Origin of the sequence: Labilibaculum sp. K2S (genome assembly GCF_030372765.1) — a bacterium.
Lineage (GTDB): Bacteria > Bacteroidota > Bacteroidia > Bacteroidales > Marinifilaceae > Labilibaculum.
This window is the reverse complement of the sequence record NZ_JAUCMW010000007.1, coordinates 93145-110160: the sequence shown is the minus strand read 5'-3', so window position 1 is coordinate 110160 and position 17016 is coordinate 93145. Positions and strand designations below refer to the sequence as shown.

Annotated in this window: 13 protein-coding genes; 6 read left to right on the top strand and 7 right to left on the bottom strand. The window is 36.8% G+C overall.

Translation table 11 applies throughout. The features are described 5' to 3' along the window. Positions 1-346: 346 nt before the first annotated feature. The 4 genes from QUH73_RS10450 (at position 347) to QUH73_RS10435 (ending at position 4336) form a co-directional block, all read left to right on the top strand. Positions 347-1018, top strand: coding sequence for a TatD family hydrolase (locus QUH73_RS10450; protein WP_289530385.1), 672 nt, complete (start codon positions 347-349; stop codon positions 1016-1018). Further along, the gene (locus QUH73_RS10445) at positions 1015-1734 is read left to right on the top strand and encodes a tRNA threonylcarbamoyladenosine dehydratase (RefSeq protein ID WP_289530384.1); all 720 of its coding nucleotides are present in this window, start codon (positions 1015-1017) and stop codon (positions 1732-1734) included. Before QUH73_RS10450 ends, QUH73_RS10445 begins: the two co-directional genes overlap by 4 nt. A gap of 98 nt (positions 1735-1832) precedes the next feature. Next, positions 1833-2339: a methylated-DNA--[protein]-cysteine S-methyltransferase gene (locus tag QUH73_RS10440; protein WP_289530383.1), complete on the top strand. Its 507-nt coding sequence runs from the start codon at positions 1833-1835 to the stop codon at positions 2337-2339. A 200-nt stretch (positions 2340-2539) separates the two neighbouring features. Beyond that, positions 2540-4336, top strand: a complete 1797-nt coding sequence (locus QUH73_RS10435) for a hypothetical protein (protein ID WP_289530382.1) — start codon at positions 2540-2542, stop codon at positions 4334-4336. A 495-nt stretch (positions 4337-4831) separates the two neighbouring features. On the opposite strand, the gene QUH73_RS10430 is transcribed toward QUH73_RS10435, so the two are convergent. The 3 genes from QUH73_RS10430 to QUH73_RS10420 form a co-directional block, all read right to left on the bottom strand. Further along, positions 4832-6160 (bottom strand): citrate (Si)-synthase, encoded by a 1329-nt coding sequence (locus QUH73_RS10430; RefSeq protein ID WP_289530381.1) that lies wholly within the window; start codon positions 6158-6160, stop codon positions 4832-4834. Positions 6161-6227: 67 nt separating this feature from the next. Further along, positions 6228-8495, bottom strand: a complete 2268-nt coding sequence (locus QUH73_RS10425; protein WP_289530380.1) for an aconitate hydratase — start codon at positions 8493-8495, stop codon at positions 6228-6230. A gap of 375 nt (positions 8496-8870) precedes the next feature. Beyond that, positions 8871-9371 (bottom strand): metallophosphoesterase family protein, encoded by a 501-nt coding sequence (locus QUH73_RS10420; protein WP_289530379.1) that lies wholly within the window; start codon positions 9369-9371, stop codon positions 8871-8873. A 247-nt stretch (positions 9372-9618) separates the two neighbouring features. Here QUH73_RS10420 and QUH73_RS10415 point away from each other — a divergent pair, with 247 nt between their 5' ends. Next, a complete protein-coding gene (locus QUH73_RS10415) occupies positions 9619-11193 on the top strand; it encodes a peptide chain release factor 3 (RefSeq protein ID WP_289530378.1) in 1575 nt (524 codons plus the stop codon). 31 nt (positions 11194-11224) lie between these two features. Continuing rightward, on the top strand, positions 11225-11599 hold the full coding sequence (locus QUH73_RS10410) for a thioesterase family protein (protein WP_289530377.1): 375 nt from the start codon (positions 11225-11227) through the stop codon (positions 11597-11599). A gap of 140 nt (positions 11600-11739) precedes the next feature. Here QUH73_RS10410 and QUH73_RS10405 read toward each other — a convergent pair whose 3' ends face one another. The 4 genes from QUH73_RS10405 to QUH73_RS10390 form a co-directional block, all read right to left on the bottom strand. Further along, positions 11740-12738 carry a glycosyltransferase family protein gene (locus QUH73_RS10405; RefSeq protein WP_289530376.1) on the bottom strand — a complete coding sequence of 333 codons (999 nt, stop codon included), beginning with the start codon at positions 12736-12738 and terminating at the stop codon, positions 11740-11742. Between the two features lie 57 nt (positions 12739-12795). After that, positions 12796-13659: a UDP-2,3-diacylglucosamine diphosphatase gene (locus QUH73_RS10400; protein ID WP_289530375.1), complete on the bottom strand. Its 864-nt coding sequence runs from the start codon at positions 13657-13659 to the stop codon at positions 12796-12798. A gap of 421 nt (positions 13660-14080) precedes the next feature. Continuing rightward, positions 14081-14785 carry an RluA family pseudouridine synthase gene (locus QUH73_RS10395; RefSeq protein WP_289530374.1) on the bottom strand — a complete coding sequence of 235 codons (705 nt, stop codon included), beginning with the start codon at positions 14783-14785 and terminating at the stop codon, positions 14081-14083. A gap of 176 nt (positions 14786-14961) precedes the next feature. Then, positions 14962-16791 carry a sensor histidine kinase gene (locus tag QUH73_RS10390; RefSeq protein WP_289530373.1) on the bottom strand — a complete coding sequence of 610 codons (1830 nt, stop codon included), beginning with the start codon at positions 16789-16791 and terminating at the stop codon, positions 14962-14964. Positions 16792-17016 lie beyond the last annotated feature (225 nt).

The following is a 17016-nucleotide window of genomic DNA, read 5'->3' as shown; positions in this document are numbered from 1 at the left end:
GTGCCAGCCTGATCAAGTATCCCCTGTGTCGAAACAACCCGAAGGTTGGGGCCCGCTTTAGCAAGCATGTAGCTTTCTCGGTATCTTATAAATGTTGAGTTTAACAATCGATAATTAATGCGGTATGCTATTATCTTATTTCCAAAGAACGTTCTCTTATTACTTGCAAGCTAAGGAAGAATCTCTGCTTTTGCAAGGCTTACGGTGTATTTTTTATTCTAAATTAAACAAATTCACACTTCCAATTACTCAAAGCACAAGTTATTAAAACGTTATACAGTCAAGACAGCCTGCTTAAAGCAGGAAATTTGGATCAATCAGCAATATTTGTATTTTTGCCAAAAAAATGACTTTGTCGGTGGTACCCTATATCAATATTCATACGCATAACTATAGTTCTCAGTCCAATGTTCGTTCTATCCTATCAATTCAGATAAAAGAACAACTGTTGGACAGTCAAGCTGTATCTTATTCTGTAGGAATTCATCCATGGGCAATTAAGTCCGCAAACATTCCTTCAGCATTGAATGAAATGACAAATTTGGCTTCATACCCGTCAGTTTTAGCCATTGGAGAAATAGGGCTTGATCGAATGATCGAAACTCCTCTTTCCATTCAGGAAGAAGTATTTTGGAAACAATTGCAGGTAGCCAATCAATTTAATAAACCGGTAATTATTCATTGTGTAAAGTGTTATTCAGAAATAATCAACATTCGTAAAAAAACAAATACTAAACTTCCGTGGATTATTCATGGATTTGTTAAAAACTTACAGATTGCCGAAGATTTAATAGAATTGGGATGTTATATCTCATTTGGAAAGGCTTTACTAATTAATGAGAATCTACAACACATTTTCAAAACGCTTCCTGCAAAAAATATATTTCTCGAAACGGATGATAGTGATACAGATATTGAAGTATTATACAAAAAGGCAGCAACTATAAAAAACCTTGAAATAGAGGATCTGAAAAAAGAATTATTATCAAATTTCACAACCTGTTTTAATAGATTATGAATACAGAATGGCTTAGCAGAACAGAACTGCTTCTTGGAAATGATAAATTGAACAAGCTAAAAAATGCACATGTTCTGGTTGTTGGATTAGGTGGTGTTGGAGCTTACGCAGCAGAACAAATATGTCGCGCCGGAGTTGGAGAAATGACCATTGTTGATGGCGATGATATTGAAATTACAAATATAAATCGTCAACTGCCGGCAAGTATTAGTAACTTAGGAAAAGATAAGGCGAAAGTAATGGGCGAACGTCTTTTGGATATCAATCCGAATTTAAAACTCAACATACTTAACGAATACCTTCATGACGAAAGAATGATTGAAGTTTTGCGAGAAAAAAAGTACGACTACGTTTTGGATGCAATAGATACTTTAGCTCCTAAAATCTTTCTCATCTACCATAGCTTACAAAACAATCTGAAAATTGTGAGTGCAATGGGTGCAGGAGGTAAAATGGATCCAACGAAAATTCAGATTACTGATATTTCAAAATCATATAACTGCAAATTGGCTAGAATGCTTCGTAAAAAACTTCACCAATTGGGTGTGCACGAAGGCGTACAAGTCGTTTTTTCTCCAGAAGATGTATCTAAAAATGCTGTTATACTCGCTGAAAGCAAAAATAAAAGATCAAATGTAGGTACTATTTCATATATGCCTCCTCTATTCGGATGCTTCTGCTCTTCGGTAGTAATAAATGGTTTATTATCAGATTAATTATTTTCACAGTACATAAAGCAACATTCACTGTTGTTCTTTATAATATTAGTACATTGGTAAGAATTAACACATCATTATTTTCTAAATCAACTGCTATGATCTACTACGATATTCTTCCGTCTCCTGTGGGTAATTTATTGCTTGTAGCAGATGATAGTGGTTTAAAACAAATTCTGTTTGCTGAAGAGAATCAATCAAATGAAATAAAACCAAATTGGACTAAAGATTCTAATAAATTAAAGACAGTTGCCGATCAATTAATTTCCTACTTTGCCAATGAGAGAAGCACATTTGATGTAAAACTCTCACCTGATGGAACTGCTTTTCAAAAACAAATATGGAATCAACTTCTAAAGATTCCATATGGGAAAACATGTTCTTATCAGGATATTGCCATAGCTATTCATAAACCTTCTGCCTGCAGAGCAATAGGAATGGCTAATTCTAAAAACCCAATTCCTATCATAATTCCTTGTCATCGGGTTATCGGGAAAAATGGGAAACTAACCGGTTATGCCGGAGGACTATCCAATAAGGCTAAGCTGCTGGAAATAGAAAACATTGATCTTGCTCCTTCGAAAGAACAATATCTGCTGTTTTAACTGCCGTTTTCTCTTTATTCATCAGGCTTTCTATCTTATTCATGTTTTATTTACTTTTCCTGAATAAGGCATATAAATACGTAGAATAGCTTTGATATCGTTGGCAAATTGGCTAACTTGCGCAAGGCATTTTTATAGCTGAACACCTTTGTTTTAGCTATAAAATTTTGTCCAAAATCATAAAATCAATAAATAATTACATGAGTAAAATTTTAGGACATAGTTTCCACATCCCAGTAATGGGAACAGGATTTACGGTGGACACTCCTGTAAAAGTGGCTCATTTAGGAATATCATCAGTTGTTTCAATTGTTGATGATATTTTACTTGAGAAAATGAGAGAATTGTATTGCAATAAACTCAGCTTACCATTTTTACCAATTTCGGAGAAAACTAAAGATTTTCGTGCAGAAAGAATCACCTCGTACCTCAATTTGATAGATAAGATCGTAAAAGAGAAATTTGAGAATCTAAAAACATCCGTACAAGAAAAGAAAGAAAATCTTGAGGAATATCTTGATTTACTTCCTGATTTTTCAGAAGTGAAAAAAGAATTTAAAGAAAAATTTGAAGGCAATTCTTACGTAAAAGAAGCGAAAGAATGGTTGGTAAAAAATCTACCTCTTGGTTCTATTGATGTAAACATCATGACCAAGCTAGACAAAGATAACTTTTATGAAGGTGAGCAATTACCTGCAGAATATAACGATGCACATGCAGCTCTTCGTGGATTTGCCATGAGTAACCTGGAGAGCTCCATGGTTTTATCTGCCGGGATGAACCCACGCTTATATGGCTATTTAGAGCAATTTGAAGACTTTTATCCGGATGAAACCGGCTATATAAAGAAGAAAATTGTTCTTAAAGTCAGCGATTACCGCTCTGCTTTAATACAAGGTAAATTCCTTGCTAAAAAAGGAATCTGGATTTCGGAGTTCCGAATTGAATCCGGTCTGAACTGCGGCGGTCATGCTTTTGCAACCGATGGTTTTTTAATGGGCCCAATTCTTGAAGAATTCAAGAATAACAGAGAGGAATTAAAAGTAACTCTTAGCGAGATTTTATTTCAAGCTCTAAAAGGAAAAGAAAGAGCCTGCCCAAAATCAAATTTAGACATAAGAATCACCGCTCAAGGTGGAGTTGGAACAGCTGAAGAGCAAGATTTTCTAATGAACCATTACAATCTTGATTCCATTGGCTGGGGAACTCCGTTTCTTTTAGTTCCTGAAGCTTGCGAAGTTGATGAAAACACCCTACACCTACTTGAGGAAGCTCAGGAAAAGGATTTAAAGCTTAGTCATGCTTCTCCTTTAGGCGTTCGTTACAACAACCTTGTTTCAAACACCAGAGACAGAGATGTTCTCAAGAAATTTGCAGAAAATAAGCCAGGAAGCGCATGCACAAAAAAATACATGTTAGCCAATACTGAGTTTACTGAAAAACCTATTTGCACAGCGTCTATTCAATACCAGAAGTTAAAACTGGCTGATTTAAAAGATAAAAATCTTCCGGAAAAAGAATACGAAAAAGAAATTAGTTTACTTCTTGAAAAAACCTGTTTGTGTAAAGGTTTATCGGCATCTGCTTTTTTGGTTAATCATATCGATACAAAAGCAGATGGTGATGGAGTTTCGATTTGTCCGGGACCAAATCTAGCCTATTTTTCGAAAAAAGCTAAATTGAAGGAAATGATTGATCACATTTACAATCGAACGAATTTGATTGTTAGAACAGACCGGCCTCATATGTTCATAAAAGAAATGAGTCTGTATATCGACTATTTAAAAGAACAAATTGATGAGCTTCATAATCCTGTAGCGAAACAACTTAGATCTCTTGAAAAGTACAAAGACAACCTTTTAAACGGGGTTGATTACTATAAAAATTTATCGAATAATATAACCGGTAAATTTAAAAATATAAAAACCCAGGTTGGTAAAGATCTGGAGAAATTAGAACTTGAAATTCGGGGATTGCTTATTTCCTCTGAAAAATAATCTACATGTAAAGCCAATCGAATACCGATTGGCTTTTCTTTTCCTATCTGCTCACCACCAAACAATTACATAATACAAATAATTAAAATGGCGTAAATCACCCATTTTTTTTGAGTATTTACACCCTGTACATTGGGTAAAACCAATGATTTTTCTCTCTAAAAAAACATCCATATTTGTAAGGCGAAAGGGATATCACAATAAGGTTTCTGACCAAATTGTGAAATGGGACGGATTAGTATAGTAGTATGTGTTTCTGCTACGAGAATACTTTAAATCCTGCTTGGTTTAGGTTAGGGTTAGAATTGTGTAGCAGGATTTAAAGTAGTTCTCTTTTCTTTCGGAATTAAGTTAGAATTCATTGGAACGTTTTCCATATTGTTAGTTTTTGCGCAAAACTGTATAAAAGTCTTCACCAACTTTTATGCAGTTTTTTTTTTGCATAAAAAAAGCTGATTTCATTTCAGAAATCAGCTCAGTCCTATGATATCATAATTATTCTTCAGCTTCCGCCATTTTCTTAATACCGGCAATCTTCTCCAACATATCAGTTGTGATTGATTTTGGTCTTTCCAAAGGATATCCTAAAGCTCTGTCCCAAATCACATTAGCACAAATACCAATTGAACGGCCAATCCCGAAGAGAACGGTATAAAAATCATATTCAGTAACCCCGTAGTGCCACTGAATTACACCAGATTGTGCATCAACGTTTGGCCAGGGATTCTTCGCCTTACCATGCTCTTTAAGAATATCCGGCACTACTTGATACAGCATATCCGCATATTTAAAAATAGGATCCTCAGGCAAATGTTTCAAACTAAACTCACGCTGAAGCATATATCTTGGATCAGTCTTACGCAATACAGCATGACCAAAACCAGGAATTACCTGACCCGAGTTTAATGTATCCCATACGAACTGGGTCATCTCTTCTTTAGTAGGAATCCGATTGTCCATTTTATCCATTACCTCTTGCAGCCATCTTAAAACCTCCTGATTGGCAAGACCATGCAATGGACCAGCCAAACCATTAATCATTGCAGATATAGAAAGATAGATGTCTGATAATGAGCTGGCTACCAGATGACCTGTATGCGCACTCACATTACCACTTTCATGATCACTATGAATAATGAAATGCAAACGGGACACATCGTCGTAAGGCTTTGCAACGCCCATCATGTGAGCAAAATTGGCTCCCATATCCAAATTAGGATTGGATTGAATTCTTGGTCCCTGACGATACAATTTATTATAAATGTAAGAAGCTATCTCGGGAAGTTTAGCAAGCAAATTTAATGCATCTTCATAGGTTGCATCCCAATACTCCTTCTTATTTAATCCGGCATGGTACTGTCTGTTAAAAACAGATTCTCTGTTTAATGTAAGAATGGCAGTTGAAAAGATGGCCATTGGATGACTGCAGCATGGAAATGAATCAATTACCTCATAAACATAGCGAGGTACAATTCTACGCTTGCTAAATTCATCCACAACCTGCATTACCTCTTCCTGATTTGGAATATCTCCGGTAAGGAGTAAATAAAACAATCCCTCAACATAAGGCATGTCGCCCCCTTTAGGTTTCGGTAAGCCTTTAATTACTTCATCCAATGTAAATCCTCTGTAACGTATCCCTTCATCCGGATCAAGATAAGAGATATCTGTAACCAAAGATTTCAGTCCCCTCATTCCTCCAATTATTTGGGATATGGTAACCTGATCAACAACTACATCCCCGTATTCTTCCAGTAATCTTTTTGTCCTAGGTCTATGTTCCTTAATTTTTTTGAACAAAGTTTGTTTTAATGTTTTTTTCATATGGTCTAAACTTTATGTTTGGAAACCAACCGGGGAGACTGATTTCACGTTAGGAAATGTTTATTGTTTATTTTGCGTTTTGTATTCTGATTAAATTTAAAGCACTTCCTGCTTTAAACCACTCAATTTGAACATCGTTATAGGTATGGTTCGCTACAATTGTATCTTTTGTCCCATCTTCATGCGTAACAACTAATTTCAATGGTTTTCCTGGAGCGAAATCTGTTAATCCGGTAACATCAAATTTATCCTTCTCCTGAATTTTATCGTAATCAGCTTTGTTTGCAAATGTCAATCCCAAAACACCTTGCTTTTTAAGGTTCGTTTCGTGAATTCTGGCGAAAGAACGAACGATTACCACCTTAACACCTAAATGTCGTGGTTCCATTGCTGCGTGTTCTCTCGATGAGCCTTCGCCGTAATTTTCATCTCCTACCACAACAGAACCCAATCCACTGGCTTTTAAATCCCTTGCCGTAACAGGCACTTCTTCATATTTGCCGTTTACCGGATTAAATATCGAATTGGTTTCCTCATTGAAATAATTAACGGCACCAATCAACATGTTATTAGAGATATTATCCAAATGTCCTCTGTATCTTAACCATGGTCCTGCCATAGAAATATGATCAGTTGTACATTTTCCTTTTGCCTTAATCAATAAATTCAACCCAGTCCAGTCTTTACCATCCCAGGCTTGAAATGGGGCAAGCAACTGCAAACGTTCCGAACTCTCATTCACATTAATAACAATAGCACTTCCATCAGCACCTGGAGCCAAATAGCCTGAATCCTTCATATCGAATCCTTTTGGAGGAAATTCCAAACCTTTTGGTTCATCCAATCTCACTTCAACACCATCTTCATTAATCAAAGTGTCGGTCATCGGATTAAAGCAAAGATCTCCCGCAATAGCCAATGCAGTAACCAATTCCGGTGATGCTACAAAACCATGAGTATTTGGATTGCCATCATTTCGTTTGGCAAAATTTCTATTGAATGAAGTTATAATGGAATTTTTACGGGTTGGATCCTCTGTATGACGTTTCCACTGTCCGATACAAGGTCCGCACGCATTGGCCATAATTACTCCGCCGATGTCTTCAAACTCCTTTAAAATACCATCACGTTCCGTTGTATATCTTACAAGTTCTGAACCCGGAGTTACCACAAATTCTGCTTTTACTCTCAAGTTTTTATCCTTAGCCTGTTTTGCCAAAGATGCAGCTCTAGAAAGATCCTCGTAAGAAGAGTTGGTACACGATCCTATTAATCCAACCTCTAATGTTTGAGGGTAATTATTTTCTTTAACAGCCTTTCCAAATTCACTTAAACTGTGAGCCAAATCAGGAGTAAAAGGACCGTTAATATATGGCTGCATTTCGGATAAGTTGATTTCGATTACCTGATCGTAATATTTTTCAGGGTTCTCATAAACTTCCTCATCAGAACGAAGATTCCCCATTACAACGTCAGCCAAATCAGCAACATCTTCACGACCTGTAAGACGTAAATAATTACTCATATTTCGATCGTAAGCAAAAATAGACGTTGTTGCCCCAATTTCTGCTCCCATATTACAAATGGTTCCTTTTCCTGTACATGAAATTGAATCGGCACCTTCACCAAAATATTCAACAATAGCACCTGTTCCCCCTTTAACGGTAAGAATTCCGGCAACTTTTAATATTACATCTTTAGGAGAGACCCAACCACTTAATTTACCGGTCAGCTTCACCCCTATTAATTTAGGCATTTTCAATTCCCAAGGCATTCCCGCCATCACATCAACAGCATCGGCACCGCCAACACCAATTGCAATCATTCCCAGTCCTCCTGCATTTACGGTATGAGAATCGGTTCCAATCATCATTCCTCCCGGGAATGCATAATTTTCAAGAACCACCTGATGAATGATACCTGCACCTGGTTTCCAAAAACCAATTCCATATTTCTGAGAAACAGACTCTAAGAAATCATATACTTCGTTGTTTTGTTGTTTTGCATCAGCCAAATCTTTCTCAGCACCAATTGATGCTTGAATTAAATGGTCGCAATGAACCGTTGAAGGTACAGCAACTTTAGTCTTCCCTGCATTCATAAATTGCAAAAGCGCCATTTGCGCTGTCGCATCCTGCATGGCAACTCTATCGGGAGCAAAATTCACGTAATCTTCTCCTCTTGTAAACTTATTCCCTTTTTCCTCAACAGATAAATGGGAGTATAAAATTTTCTCGCTTAAGGTAAGCGGTTTGCCTAAATTTTTACGGGCATTTTTCACCCTTTCAGGCATTTGTTCGTAAACAGATTTTATCAATTTAAAATCAAATAGCATAGTTTGATGAATTTTTGATTTATATATATTTTCATTGGTATTTATTTCGAATTCGAAAAAGTCTACAAAATAAATAAATTATTATCGGATTTCCCGATCTTTTTATGCATTTTATTGTGCATCTTACTCAAATATCTTCATTCTGACTTACAGCTGTTTATAAGGCTTTCAGCTAAATAACGATCTGCTAAGTATAATTAAATTTAAATATCTAAATATAACAAAAACTTGGTATATTAAAAAGCATGAACTAAAAATCTTCATGAGCTTTCAGACCACTTAAAAAGAGACATAATTATCCCATCCTTTCAATAAATTCCCCCTTGATAAAATTGACTTTTCAGGTATTTCTGAACTTCGGTAAGTTAAGTGCTTTTACTTGCCCTTACTCCCAAATTCCACAACTTGAAGATCTTTTATTTCCTTTGCTTCAATTGTGAATTTCACTATAGTTTGCACTTTGTGGAAACCATGAACTCCAGATGCTCCTGGATTTATATGCAAAAGATTCAATTCTTTATCGAAAATAACCTTAAGAATATGTGAATGACCTGAAATAAATAATTGCGGAGCATTCTCAAAAATTTCGGGCTTTACATTCCGATCGTAATTTTTGGGATAACCTCCAATGTGTGTGATCCAAACATCAACCTCCTCGCAAAAGAAGCGTTGGTGTTTTGGGTAAATCAGGCGAACATTATGGTCGTCAATATTTCCATGAACTGCTCTAAGTGGTGCAATTTCAGCTAATTTATCAGCAATTTCAATTCCTCCGATATCTCCGGCATGCCATATTTCATCGCATTCTTTAAGATGCTTCACCACAACCGGGTCAAGCCATCCATGAGTATCAGAAAGTAATCCTATTCGCTTCATAAATTTTTTATTATCCGCAATTTTGAAGCGTAAATCTACAAAAAGAAAATGAAAGAAAATGCAGAAATAATCAAATTGAATTAAGCAATCGTTAGCGCTTGAAAGCAGTACATACCTAGGCTGTCACCCTTGCATAGGGTGCATTAAGCTGCTGAAAAGGCAAGCTATTTAATCGACAGCTAAACACCTATAATCAGTAAAAAATGATTACTTTTGCATGCTTTTATTTTTAAAGAAAATACTATAGATGGGGTTTAAAGACGAGATAAAAAGACGAAGAACATTTGGGATTATTTCTCATCCGGATGCGGGAAAAACAACACTAACTGAAAAATTACTTTTATTTGGTGGTGCTATTCATGTTGCAGGAGCTGTAAAATCTAACAAAATAAAAAAAACGGCTACTTCCGATTTCATGGAAATTGAAAGACAGAGAGGAATTTCTGTTGCAACTTCCGTAATGGGATTCGAATACAAGGGCCACAAAATAAATATTCTTGATACACCAGGTCACCAGGATTTTGCTGAAGATACCTTCCGTACACTTACAGCATGTGATAGTGTAATTATCGTTATTGATGTTGCAAAAGGGGTTGAGGCACAAACCAGAAAATTGATGCAGGTTTGCAGGATGCGAAAAACTCCGGTTATTGTTTTCATCAACAAAATGGACCGTAGCGGAAAAGATGCGTTTGATTTACTTGATGAGATTGAAACAGAATTGCAGATTAGTGTGAACCCTTTAAGCTGGCCAATTAACATGGGCCCTGATTTTAAAGGCGTTTACAATATTTATCAGAAAAATTTGAGTTTGTTTACACCAGCAACTCAGACGATTCAGGAGACCATTGAATTTGACGATCTCTCCAATCCTAAATTGGAAGAATACATAGGGGATGATGCCGAAATACTTCGCGAAGAACTCGATCTCGTTTCAGGTGTTTATCCTGAACTGGATATTCAGGAATATCTGGATGCAAAAATTGCTCCTGTTTTCTTCGGATCAGCTTTAAATAACTTTGGTGTTCGCGAACTTTTGGATGCTTTTATTCAGATTGCACCTTCTCCCCGTCCCTGCCAGACTGTTGAGCGTGTAATTGAACCTACAGAAGAAAAATTCTCAGGCTTTGTATTTAAGATTCACGCAAATATGGATCCAAATCACCGTGACCGTATTGCCTTTGTGAAAATTGTATCGGGTGTATTTAGAAGAAATACGGCTTATTTGCATGTGCGAAACGGCAAAAGAATAAAGTTTTCGAGTCCAACAGCATTTATGGCCGAGAAGAAATCGATTATTGAGGAAGCCTATCCAGGTGATATTGTTGGTTTGCACGATACAGGAAATTTTAAAATTGGGGATACTTTAACTGAAGGTGAAAAGATCCACTTTAAAGGAATTCCGAGTTTCTCTCCTGAACTGTTTAAATACATCGAGAATGCCGATCCGATGAAATCGAAACAATTGGCAAAAGGTATTGACCAATTAATGGATGAAGGAGTTGCTCAGCTTTTCACTTCTGAATTTAATGGCCGTAAGGTTATTGGTACGGTGGGTGCTCTGCAGTTCGAAGTAATTGAATATCGTTTACTACACGAATATACTGCCTCATGCCGCTGGGAACATATCAACCTTCACAAAGCTTGCTGGATTAAATCCAACGATGACGAGCAGCTAAAAGAGTTTAAAAAAGCCAAATATCAATACATTGCAAAAGATAAACACGGAAGGGATGTTTTCCTTGCTGACTCTGGTTATATGCTGCAAATGGCACAAAACAATTACCCAAAATTGGAATTCCATTTCACATCGGAATTTTAATCATCCAACTACGATATAAACAATTTTTTATATGGCATTAAAAGAAGGATTATCTGTAACACAAACTATGACTGTGACCAAAACAGATACAGCAATACATCATGGTTCCGGTAAACTGGAAGTATTTGCCACACCGGCCATGGTAGCTTTCATGGAAAATACGGCAGTTGCCTGTATCGATACTGAAATGGAAAAAGGCACAGATAGTGTCGGCATTCAAATTGACACCAAACACAGCAAAGCCAGTAAAGTTGGAGCTGTTATTAGCTGCACCGCTAAATTGGTAAAAGTAGATGGCAAGAAACTAAGTTTCGAAATTGAAGCTTCGGACGAGGGCGGAAACATCGGAAACGCGTTTCATATTCGATACATTATCGATCCGGTGAAATTTATGAGCAGACTGTAAAAACTGCTTTCAAAATATGAAAAGCCTGCAAACCAAATTGGATTGCAGGCTTTTATATTTGTAATTTCATCGGAGACAATTACTGTACTCCAAAATTCTAAACCGAAAAATAGCCGGTTAACGAATTAAAAGTAAACAGTCTAAGCCATCTCAGTAAAATGATTCATTAGATGTTTGATCACATTTCGTGCGTTATCGGGGTAATTTATGTGAATTGACTTTTCCTTTTCTTTTAACCAATGCCCGATTAACTCAATGCTGTATTCTTCCAAATCATAAAAAACGGGAACACCTAATTCTTCCAAAGCATGAGCATTACAAACCTGCTCGAATTGATTCTTCATCGGAATTACCGCCAACTTCTTGCCCAAATGCATGGTTTCGGCAGGTGTTTCGAAACCGGCACCGCAAAGTACCCCCTCACAATCTTTTAATCCTTCGATAAATTCTTCGGAATTTACAGGCCGAATACTAACATTATTTTTCCGGTAAGCCTGTTTGCTGTGTTTCGAGAAAACAAGCCATTGAGTAGATGAGAACCTGCACAGTACCGAAATTATTTTTTCATCGGAATAAGCCGGCAGATACACCACATAAAAGCCCTTGTTCTGCACTTCCAATTTGCGGATTTCCCTTCGTATTATTGGTGTAAACATGTTGTGTCCGTATTCTTTAAAATGAAAGCTTAAATTTTGTGAGCATGGAGCATAGTGTTTTAAGATTTTAAATCCGAATGCATCTATGTTTTCGGGCAAAGGGGTTCTGCTGTTCAGCATTGCAGACTGATGACTAAGCCCTAAACAGAATACCTTTTTTAGCTTGCAGGCCCATGCTGTAACCGGTTCAAAATCGCTGATTACCAAATCGTACTCTTCAACCGGAAGTGATTTTATATCCCGGATAAAACGGTAAACATTAAATTTTCGAATGGTTTTCCAAATATCAACACCTCCGCTTTTACCAAAAAAGAAGCCCAAGCCCTGCTTTTTGTATTTAATTGGATGATTGAATTCCAAATCGTGATGCAGACCGGAAATCAGAATATCGACTTCGGCCTCTTCTTTTAAATGAGGTATCAATTCAATTGCCCGGCTTAAATGTCCGTTGCCGGTACCTTGAATTCCGTATAGTATTTTCATTGATTCAGTATAATATGGAAAGGATAAAGCCTGTAATAACTCGATTTTAGCTTTGCACTAGGATGCAATAAGCGTATTATTGGATGTAAATTCAGTGAGCATCTCCTTGAATATTTTATCGTAATCATCCAGCTTGTAACTCTCCAAATCGGGAACTACATCTCTGGCATTTTCATCCTCATTGTACTCATAAATGCTCCATTTCCCCTGGTGATATTCCAGAGCACTCAAACTCTCAATCCAATCGCCGGAATTAAGATACATGGTTGACCCTTCTTTATTACTTATTTCCTTCATTTCAGGATGGTGAATGTGCCCGCAAACTACATAATCGTAGCCTTTTGTTATGGCAATATCTCCGGCAATTTCCTCGAAATTATTAATGTATTTCACAGCTGACTTCACACTGTTCTTGATCTTCTTAGATAGAGATACCTTCTCCTTGCCCAACATTTTAGCAAAAAAATTAACAGCCGAATTAATCAGAATCAGCAGATCGTAACCAATAGATCCTAACTTGGTCAGCCATTTGGCATACTGCATGGTAACATCGAAAACATCGCCATGAAATATCCACGCCTTTTTTCCATCGAGATTCAAAACGATTTTATTCACGATGCTTAAACCTCCCAAGGTAAAGCCTTCAAATTTCCGAAGCAATTCATCATGATTTCCGGTTACGTAATAAACGGGAATCCCTTTCGATAAAAAAGAGGTGAAATGTTTGATGATCCGCATGTGGGATTTCGGCCAGAATCGTTTACTAAACTGCCAGATATCAACAATGTCTCCATTTAAAATTACCTTTTTAGGCTGAATGGAATTTAGGTACTTTAATAGTTCTTCGGCTCGGCAACCCATGGTTCCCAAATGAATATCAGAAAGAACCAGAACATCTACTTCGCGTTTGCTTTTAGGCATAAATAACAGATTAATTTATACAATAAATATATTCTGCGTCTGTTAACTTATGGCCTAGCCTATTTTATGAAATAATAAAAAAAAAACAGCTTTATTGTTAAGAAATTGTTACAAGCTCAAAACAGAGGTGAAGGATGGGGAAAAGGAGAATGGCGAAAAAATAAGTGTGGCGAAAAATTTCCGAATCGGCCAAAGACTGCCTTACTTCGGGCGGACATTCCACAAATCGGGCGGAGAGTGCCCCGCTTCGGGCGGACATTCCGCAAATCGGGCGGAGGCTGCCCTACCTCGGGCGGGCATTCCGCAAATCGGACGGAGACTGCCCCACTTCGGGCGGGCATTCCGCAAATCGGGCGGACAGTCCCGAAAAGATTGTAAAGGCATTCCGGTCTGTTTTATCCTTCACCCGTTTTATTTCCTGTTATTTCATAAGTTGCTTAAAAAAACCAGGAGTATTTGTTTCAAATGTCATCTCTTTTTTAGTGAAAGGATGTTGTATGGTAAGCGATACTGAATGAAGAGCCAAGCGCTTCACTCCCTTTCCTTTTATTCCATACACTTTGTCGCCGGCCACCGGATTTCCATGTTCGGAGAAATGAACACGAATCTGATTTTTACGACCGGTAAACAGATTTATTTCGAGCATACTAAAGTATTTCGATTCCCTGATGACCTTATAACCGGTTTTTGCAAACTTCCCTTTGTTCGGATTTCTAACAGAAAAAACCCTGTGAATGCTGTTCTCGGTCAGGTACGATTCTATGATACCCTCCTTTTCGGCCAGCTTTCCTTCTACAACGGCAATGTATGTTTTACTGAAACTTTGCCACTCGGTTTGCAGGAAGATTTTCGCTGCTTCTGTTTTGGCAAATACCAATACGCCTGATGTATCCTTATCCAGACGATGCACAATAAAAATTCTGTTTTTCGATCGCGGATTTCCTTTTTTTACGTAATGCGTTACGTGCTGATAAGCCGTTTTTGTGCGCTCACGATCGCTTCCCATGGTTAGCAAACCACTCACTTTCTCAACAACAATTATATCCTGATCTTCGTAAAGAATAGCACACCCTCTGGGTTGAAATCTGGGTTTTACTTTATGCTGTGGTTTCTGATTCTCTTCCATTATTTCTATCTGCGCTATCGGATTAAGGCTATATTTTTTTGATTGTGCAAAGATTGCTCTTTCATTCCGTTTTTTTGCAAAAATGAGTGAAATATTATTACAAGCAGAATGCTATGAATGGAATGCCTAACGCATAAGCATAAAAACTAATGCAATTGAATAAGATAAAAATTAATCTATGTGTTTGTTTCTCCCTTACAGTTTGGCAAGCTAAATTTAAAACAACTACCTTTCCCCACTTCACTTTCAGCCCATATTCTTCCCTTATGCTTCTCGATAAAATCCTTACACAACATAAGTCCAAGACCAGTTCCTTTTTCTTTGGCCGTACCTAAACTTGTATGGGTTTCACTAACCTGAAATAATTTGGACAAATGTTCAGGAGAAATTCCAACACCATTGTCACAAACGCTAATTATTACTTCATCCTCATTCTTTTCGGCCGAAACAATAACTTCTCCATCAGGCATCGTAAATTTAACAGCATTGGAAATTAAATTTCTTACTACCGTATTTATCATTTCCTTGTGCGCAAAAACAGTAAAATCAGATGGTATTTGAGTCGTAATTTTTATTGATTTAATTTCTGCAGTATCAGTTAACAAAAGAACAGCACCACGAATCTGCTTGTTCAGATCGTAAAGAACAGGATTAAAAGCTATTTGCCCTATTTGTGAACGCGACCATTCCAAAAGGTTTGATAACAGATCCATAGCTCTACTCGATGAATCATGAATAATTTCGGTATATTCCTCTATGCCTTCATAATCCTTCAATTTCATTTGCTGATGCAGCATGACACTAAAACCTAATATGCTGTTAAACGGATTTATTAGATCGTGTGCGATAATGGTAAACAATTTATCCTTAGTTGAATTTAACTCACGCAATGTGATTTCTCTTTCTCTCAACTCCTCCTGCGATTTAATTTTATAATATTGAGTTCGGGCAAGCCTGTAGAAAATTAACAACCAACTAATAGCCAAAACAGCTATAAAAAATACAGCCTGTTTCCAGCGCAGATTGCTCTTCTCATTTAAAACACGATGTGGAATAATCGAAACTATTTTCCAATGATAATCATTTCCAATTTGCAAATGTCCATTACTGTTAGACGTTAAATTTTTAGGAATCGGATAAACCGTTTTAAAGGTAAACAGGCCTTTTTTCGTTTCAAATTGCGACTCTCCTGTTGCGGCAATACTATCCCAAACTGCCCCATACCTTTTTTTGAAAGTTACATCCAACTTGTCTTCGTACATAAAGCCCCATTCATCATCAGTACTTTGCCCCTTAAACCAGTAGCCATCTGAATTCAAAAACATTAATTGATCTTCAATTAACAGATTACTATGATTTACAAACTTATTGATGATGATTTGTCCGTAATAATTCAAAACAACAACACCCCGTTTTACATTTTGATCATCGAAAACCGGTGTTGCAAACCGTATCATGGGTTTTAATGGCTGCTCTATTTCACCATTCTCAACATTAAGATCGAGTGGAGAAATAAAAACTTCATTCCGATTCAACTTAAACGAATCGTAGAAATAATACCGGTCTTTTTTACTTTGTAATCTATCCTTTGTTACAATCGATGTTTTGTTAATCCTTACAATTTCCATCCCTGTTTCGTCAATCAGCCTCACTTGATCAAAAACTTCGTGATGAAACGAAAGGTTAAAAAATTCAGCTTTTAAATCCTCAATAGTTCCTGCCTTATCGCTCCAAAAATTTTTTAAACTCCTGCTTTCTGCCAACATCATTAAATCTGAAGTAGCAGACTTAACTTCATCCTGAATATTTTCGAGTTTTGTCGCCAATACATTTTCGGCGACCTCTCTGTAAGCATTTTTTTCAACTTCCTTGTATTTATTTAATGTTATAATTGTCCCCGCCACCAATACAGCAAATGCAAATAGGAATATCAATAGTAAGTTACGCACATAATAACGTATGCTTTTATTTTCTTCTTTCATTAATATTTGCCAAATGTTTTTCATATGATTATAATTTTAAACTTTTGCCATATGGAACTTACCATGCTGAAATAATCATCCCCCTGTGTGTCAAAATATCCTTGTCATGAACGTTTCATATTCTTGTTCCGAAAAGTTTTTGTTCGAGAGGATCTCCGAAAAATAAAATGAGTTGCAATATATTAAAACACAGAGCTTCACTAAAATAACTCAAACTACAAGGTAGTAAATAAGACGCTAAAATTAACT

What these genes read in the sequence shown, in the direction of transcription:
- QUH73_RS10420 (WP_289530379.1), bottom strand. Translation starts at nt 9,371, where the DNA reads ATGAAGCGAATAGGATTACTTTCTGATACTCATGGATGGCTTGACCCG.
- QUH73_RS10435 (WP_289530382.1), top strand. Translation starts at nt 2,540, where the DNA reads ATGAGTAAAATTTTAGGACATAGTTTCCACATCCCAGTAATGGGAACA.
- QUH73_RS10445 (WP_289530384.1), top strand. Translation starts at nt 1,015, where the DNA reads ATGAATACAGAATGGCTTAGCAGAACAGAACTGCTTCTTGGAAATGAT.
- QUH73_RS10450 (WP_289530385.1), top strand. Translation starts at nt 347, where the DNA reads ATGACTTTGTCGGTGGTACCCTATATCAATATTCATACGCATAACTAT.
- QUH73_RS10400 (WP_289530375.1), bottom strand. Translation starts at nt 13,659, where the DNA reads ATGCCTAAAAGCAAACGCGAAGTAGATGTTCTGGTTCTTTCTGATATT.
- QUH73_RS10430 (WP_289530381.1), bottom strand. Translation starts at nt 6,160, where the DNA reads ATGAAAAAAACATTAAAACAAACTTTGTTCAAAAAAATTAAGGAACAT.
- QUH73_RS10390 (WP_289530373.1), bottom strand. Translation starts at nt 16,791, where the DNA reads ATGAAAAACATTTGGCAAATATTAATGAAAGAAGAAAATAAAAGCATA.
- QUH73_RS10425 (WP_289530380.1), bottom strand. Translation starts at nt 8,495, where the DNA reads ATGCTATTTGATTTTAAATTGATAAAATCTGTTTACGAACAAATGCCT.
- QUH73_RS10395 (WP_289530374.1), bottom strand. Translation starts at nt 14,785, where the DNA reads ATGGAAGAGAATCAGAAACCACAGCATAAAGTAAAACCCAGATTTCAA.
- QUH73_RS10405 (WP_289530376.1), bottom strand. Translation starts at nt 12,738, where the DNA reads ATGAAAATACTATACGGAATTCAAGGTACCGGCAACGGACATTTAAGC.
- QUH73_RS10415 (WP_289530378.1), top strand. Translation starts at nt 9,619, where the DNA reads ATGGGGTTTAAAGACGAGATAAAAAGACGAAGAACATTTGGGATTATT.
- QUH73_RS10410 (WP_289530377.1), top strand. Translation starts at nt 11,225, where the DNA reads ATGGCATTAAAAGAAGGATTATCTGTAACACAAACTATGACTGTGACC.
- QUH73_RS10440 (WP_289530383.1), top strand. Translation starts at nt 1,833, where the DNA reads ATGATCTACTACGATATTCTTCCGTCTCCTGTGGGTAATTTATTGCTT.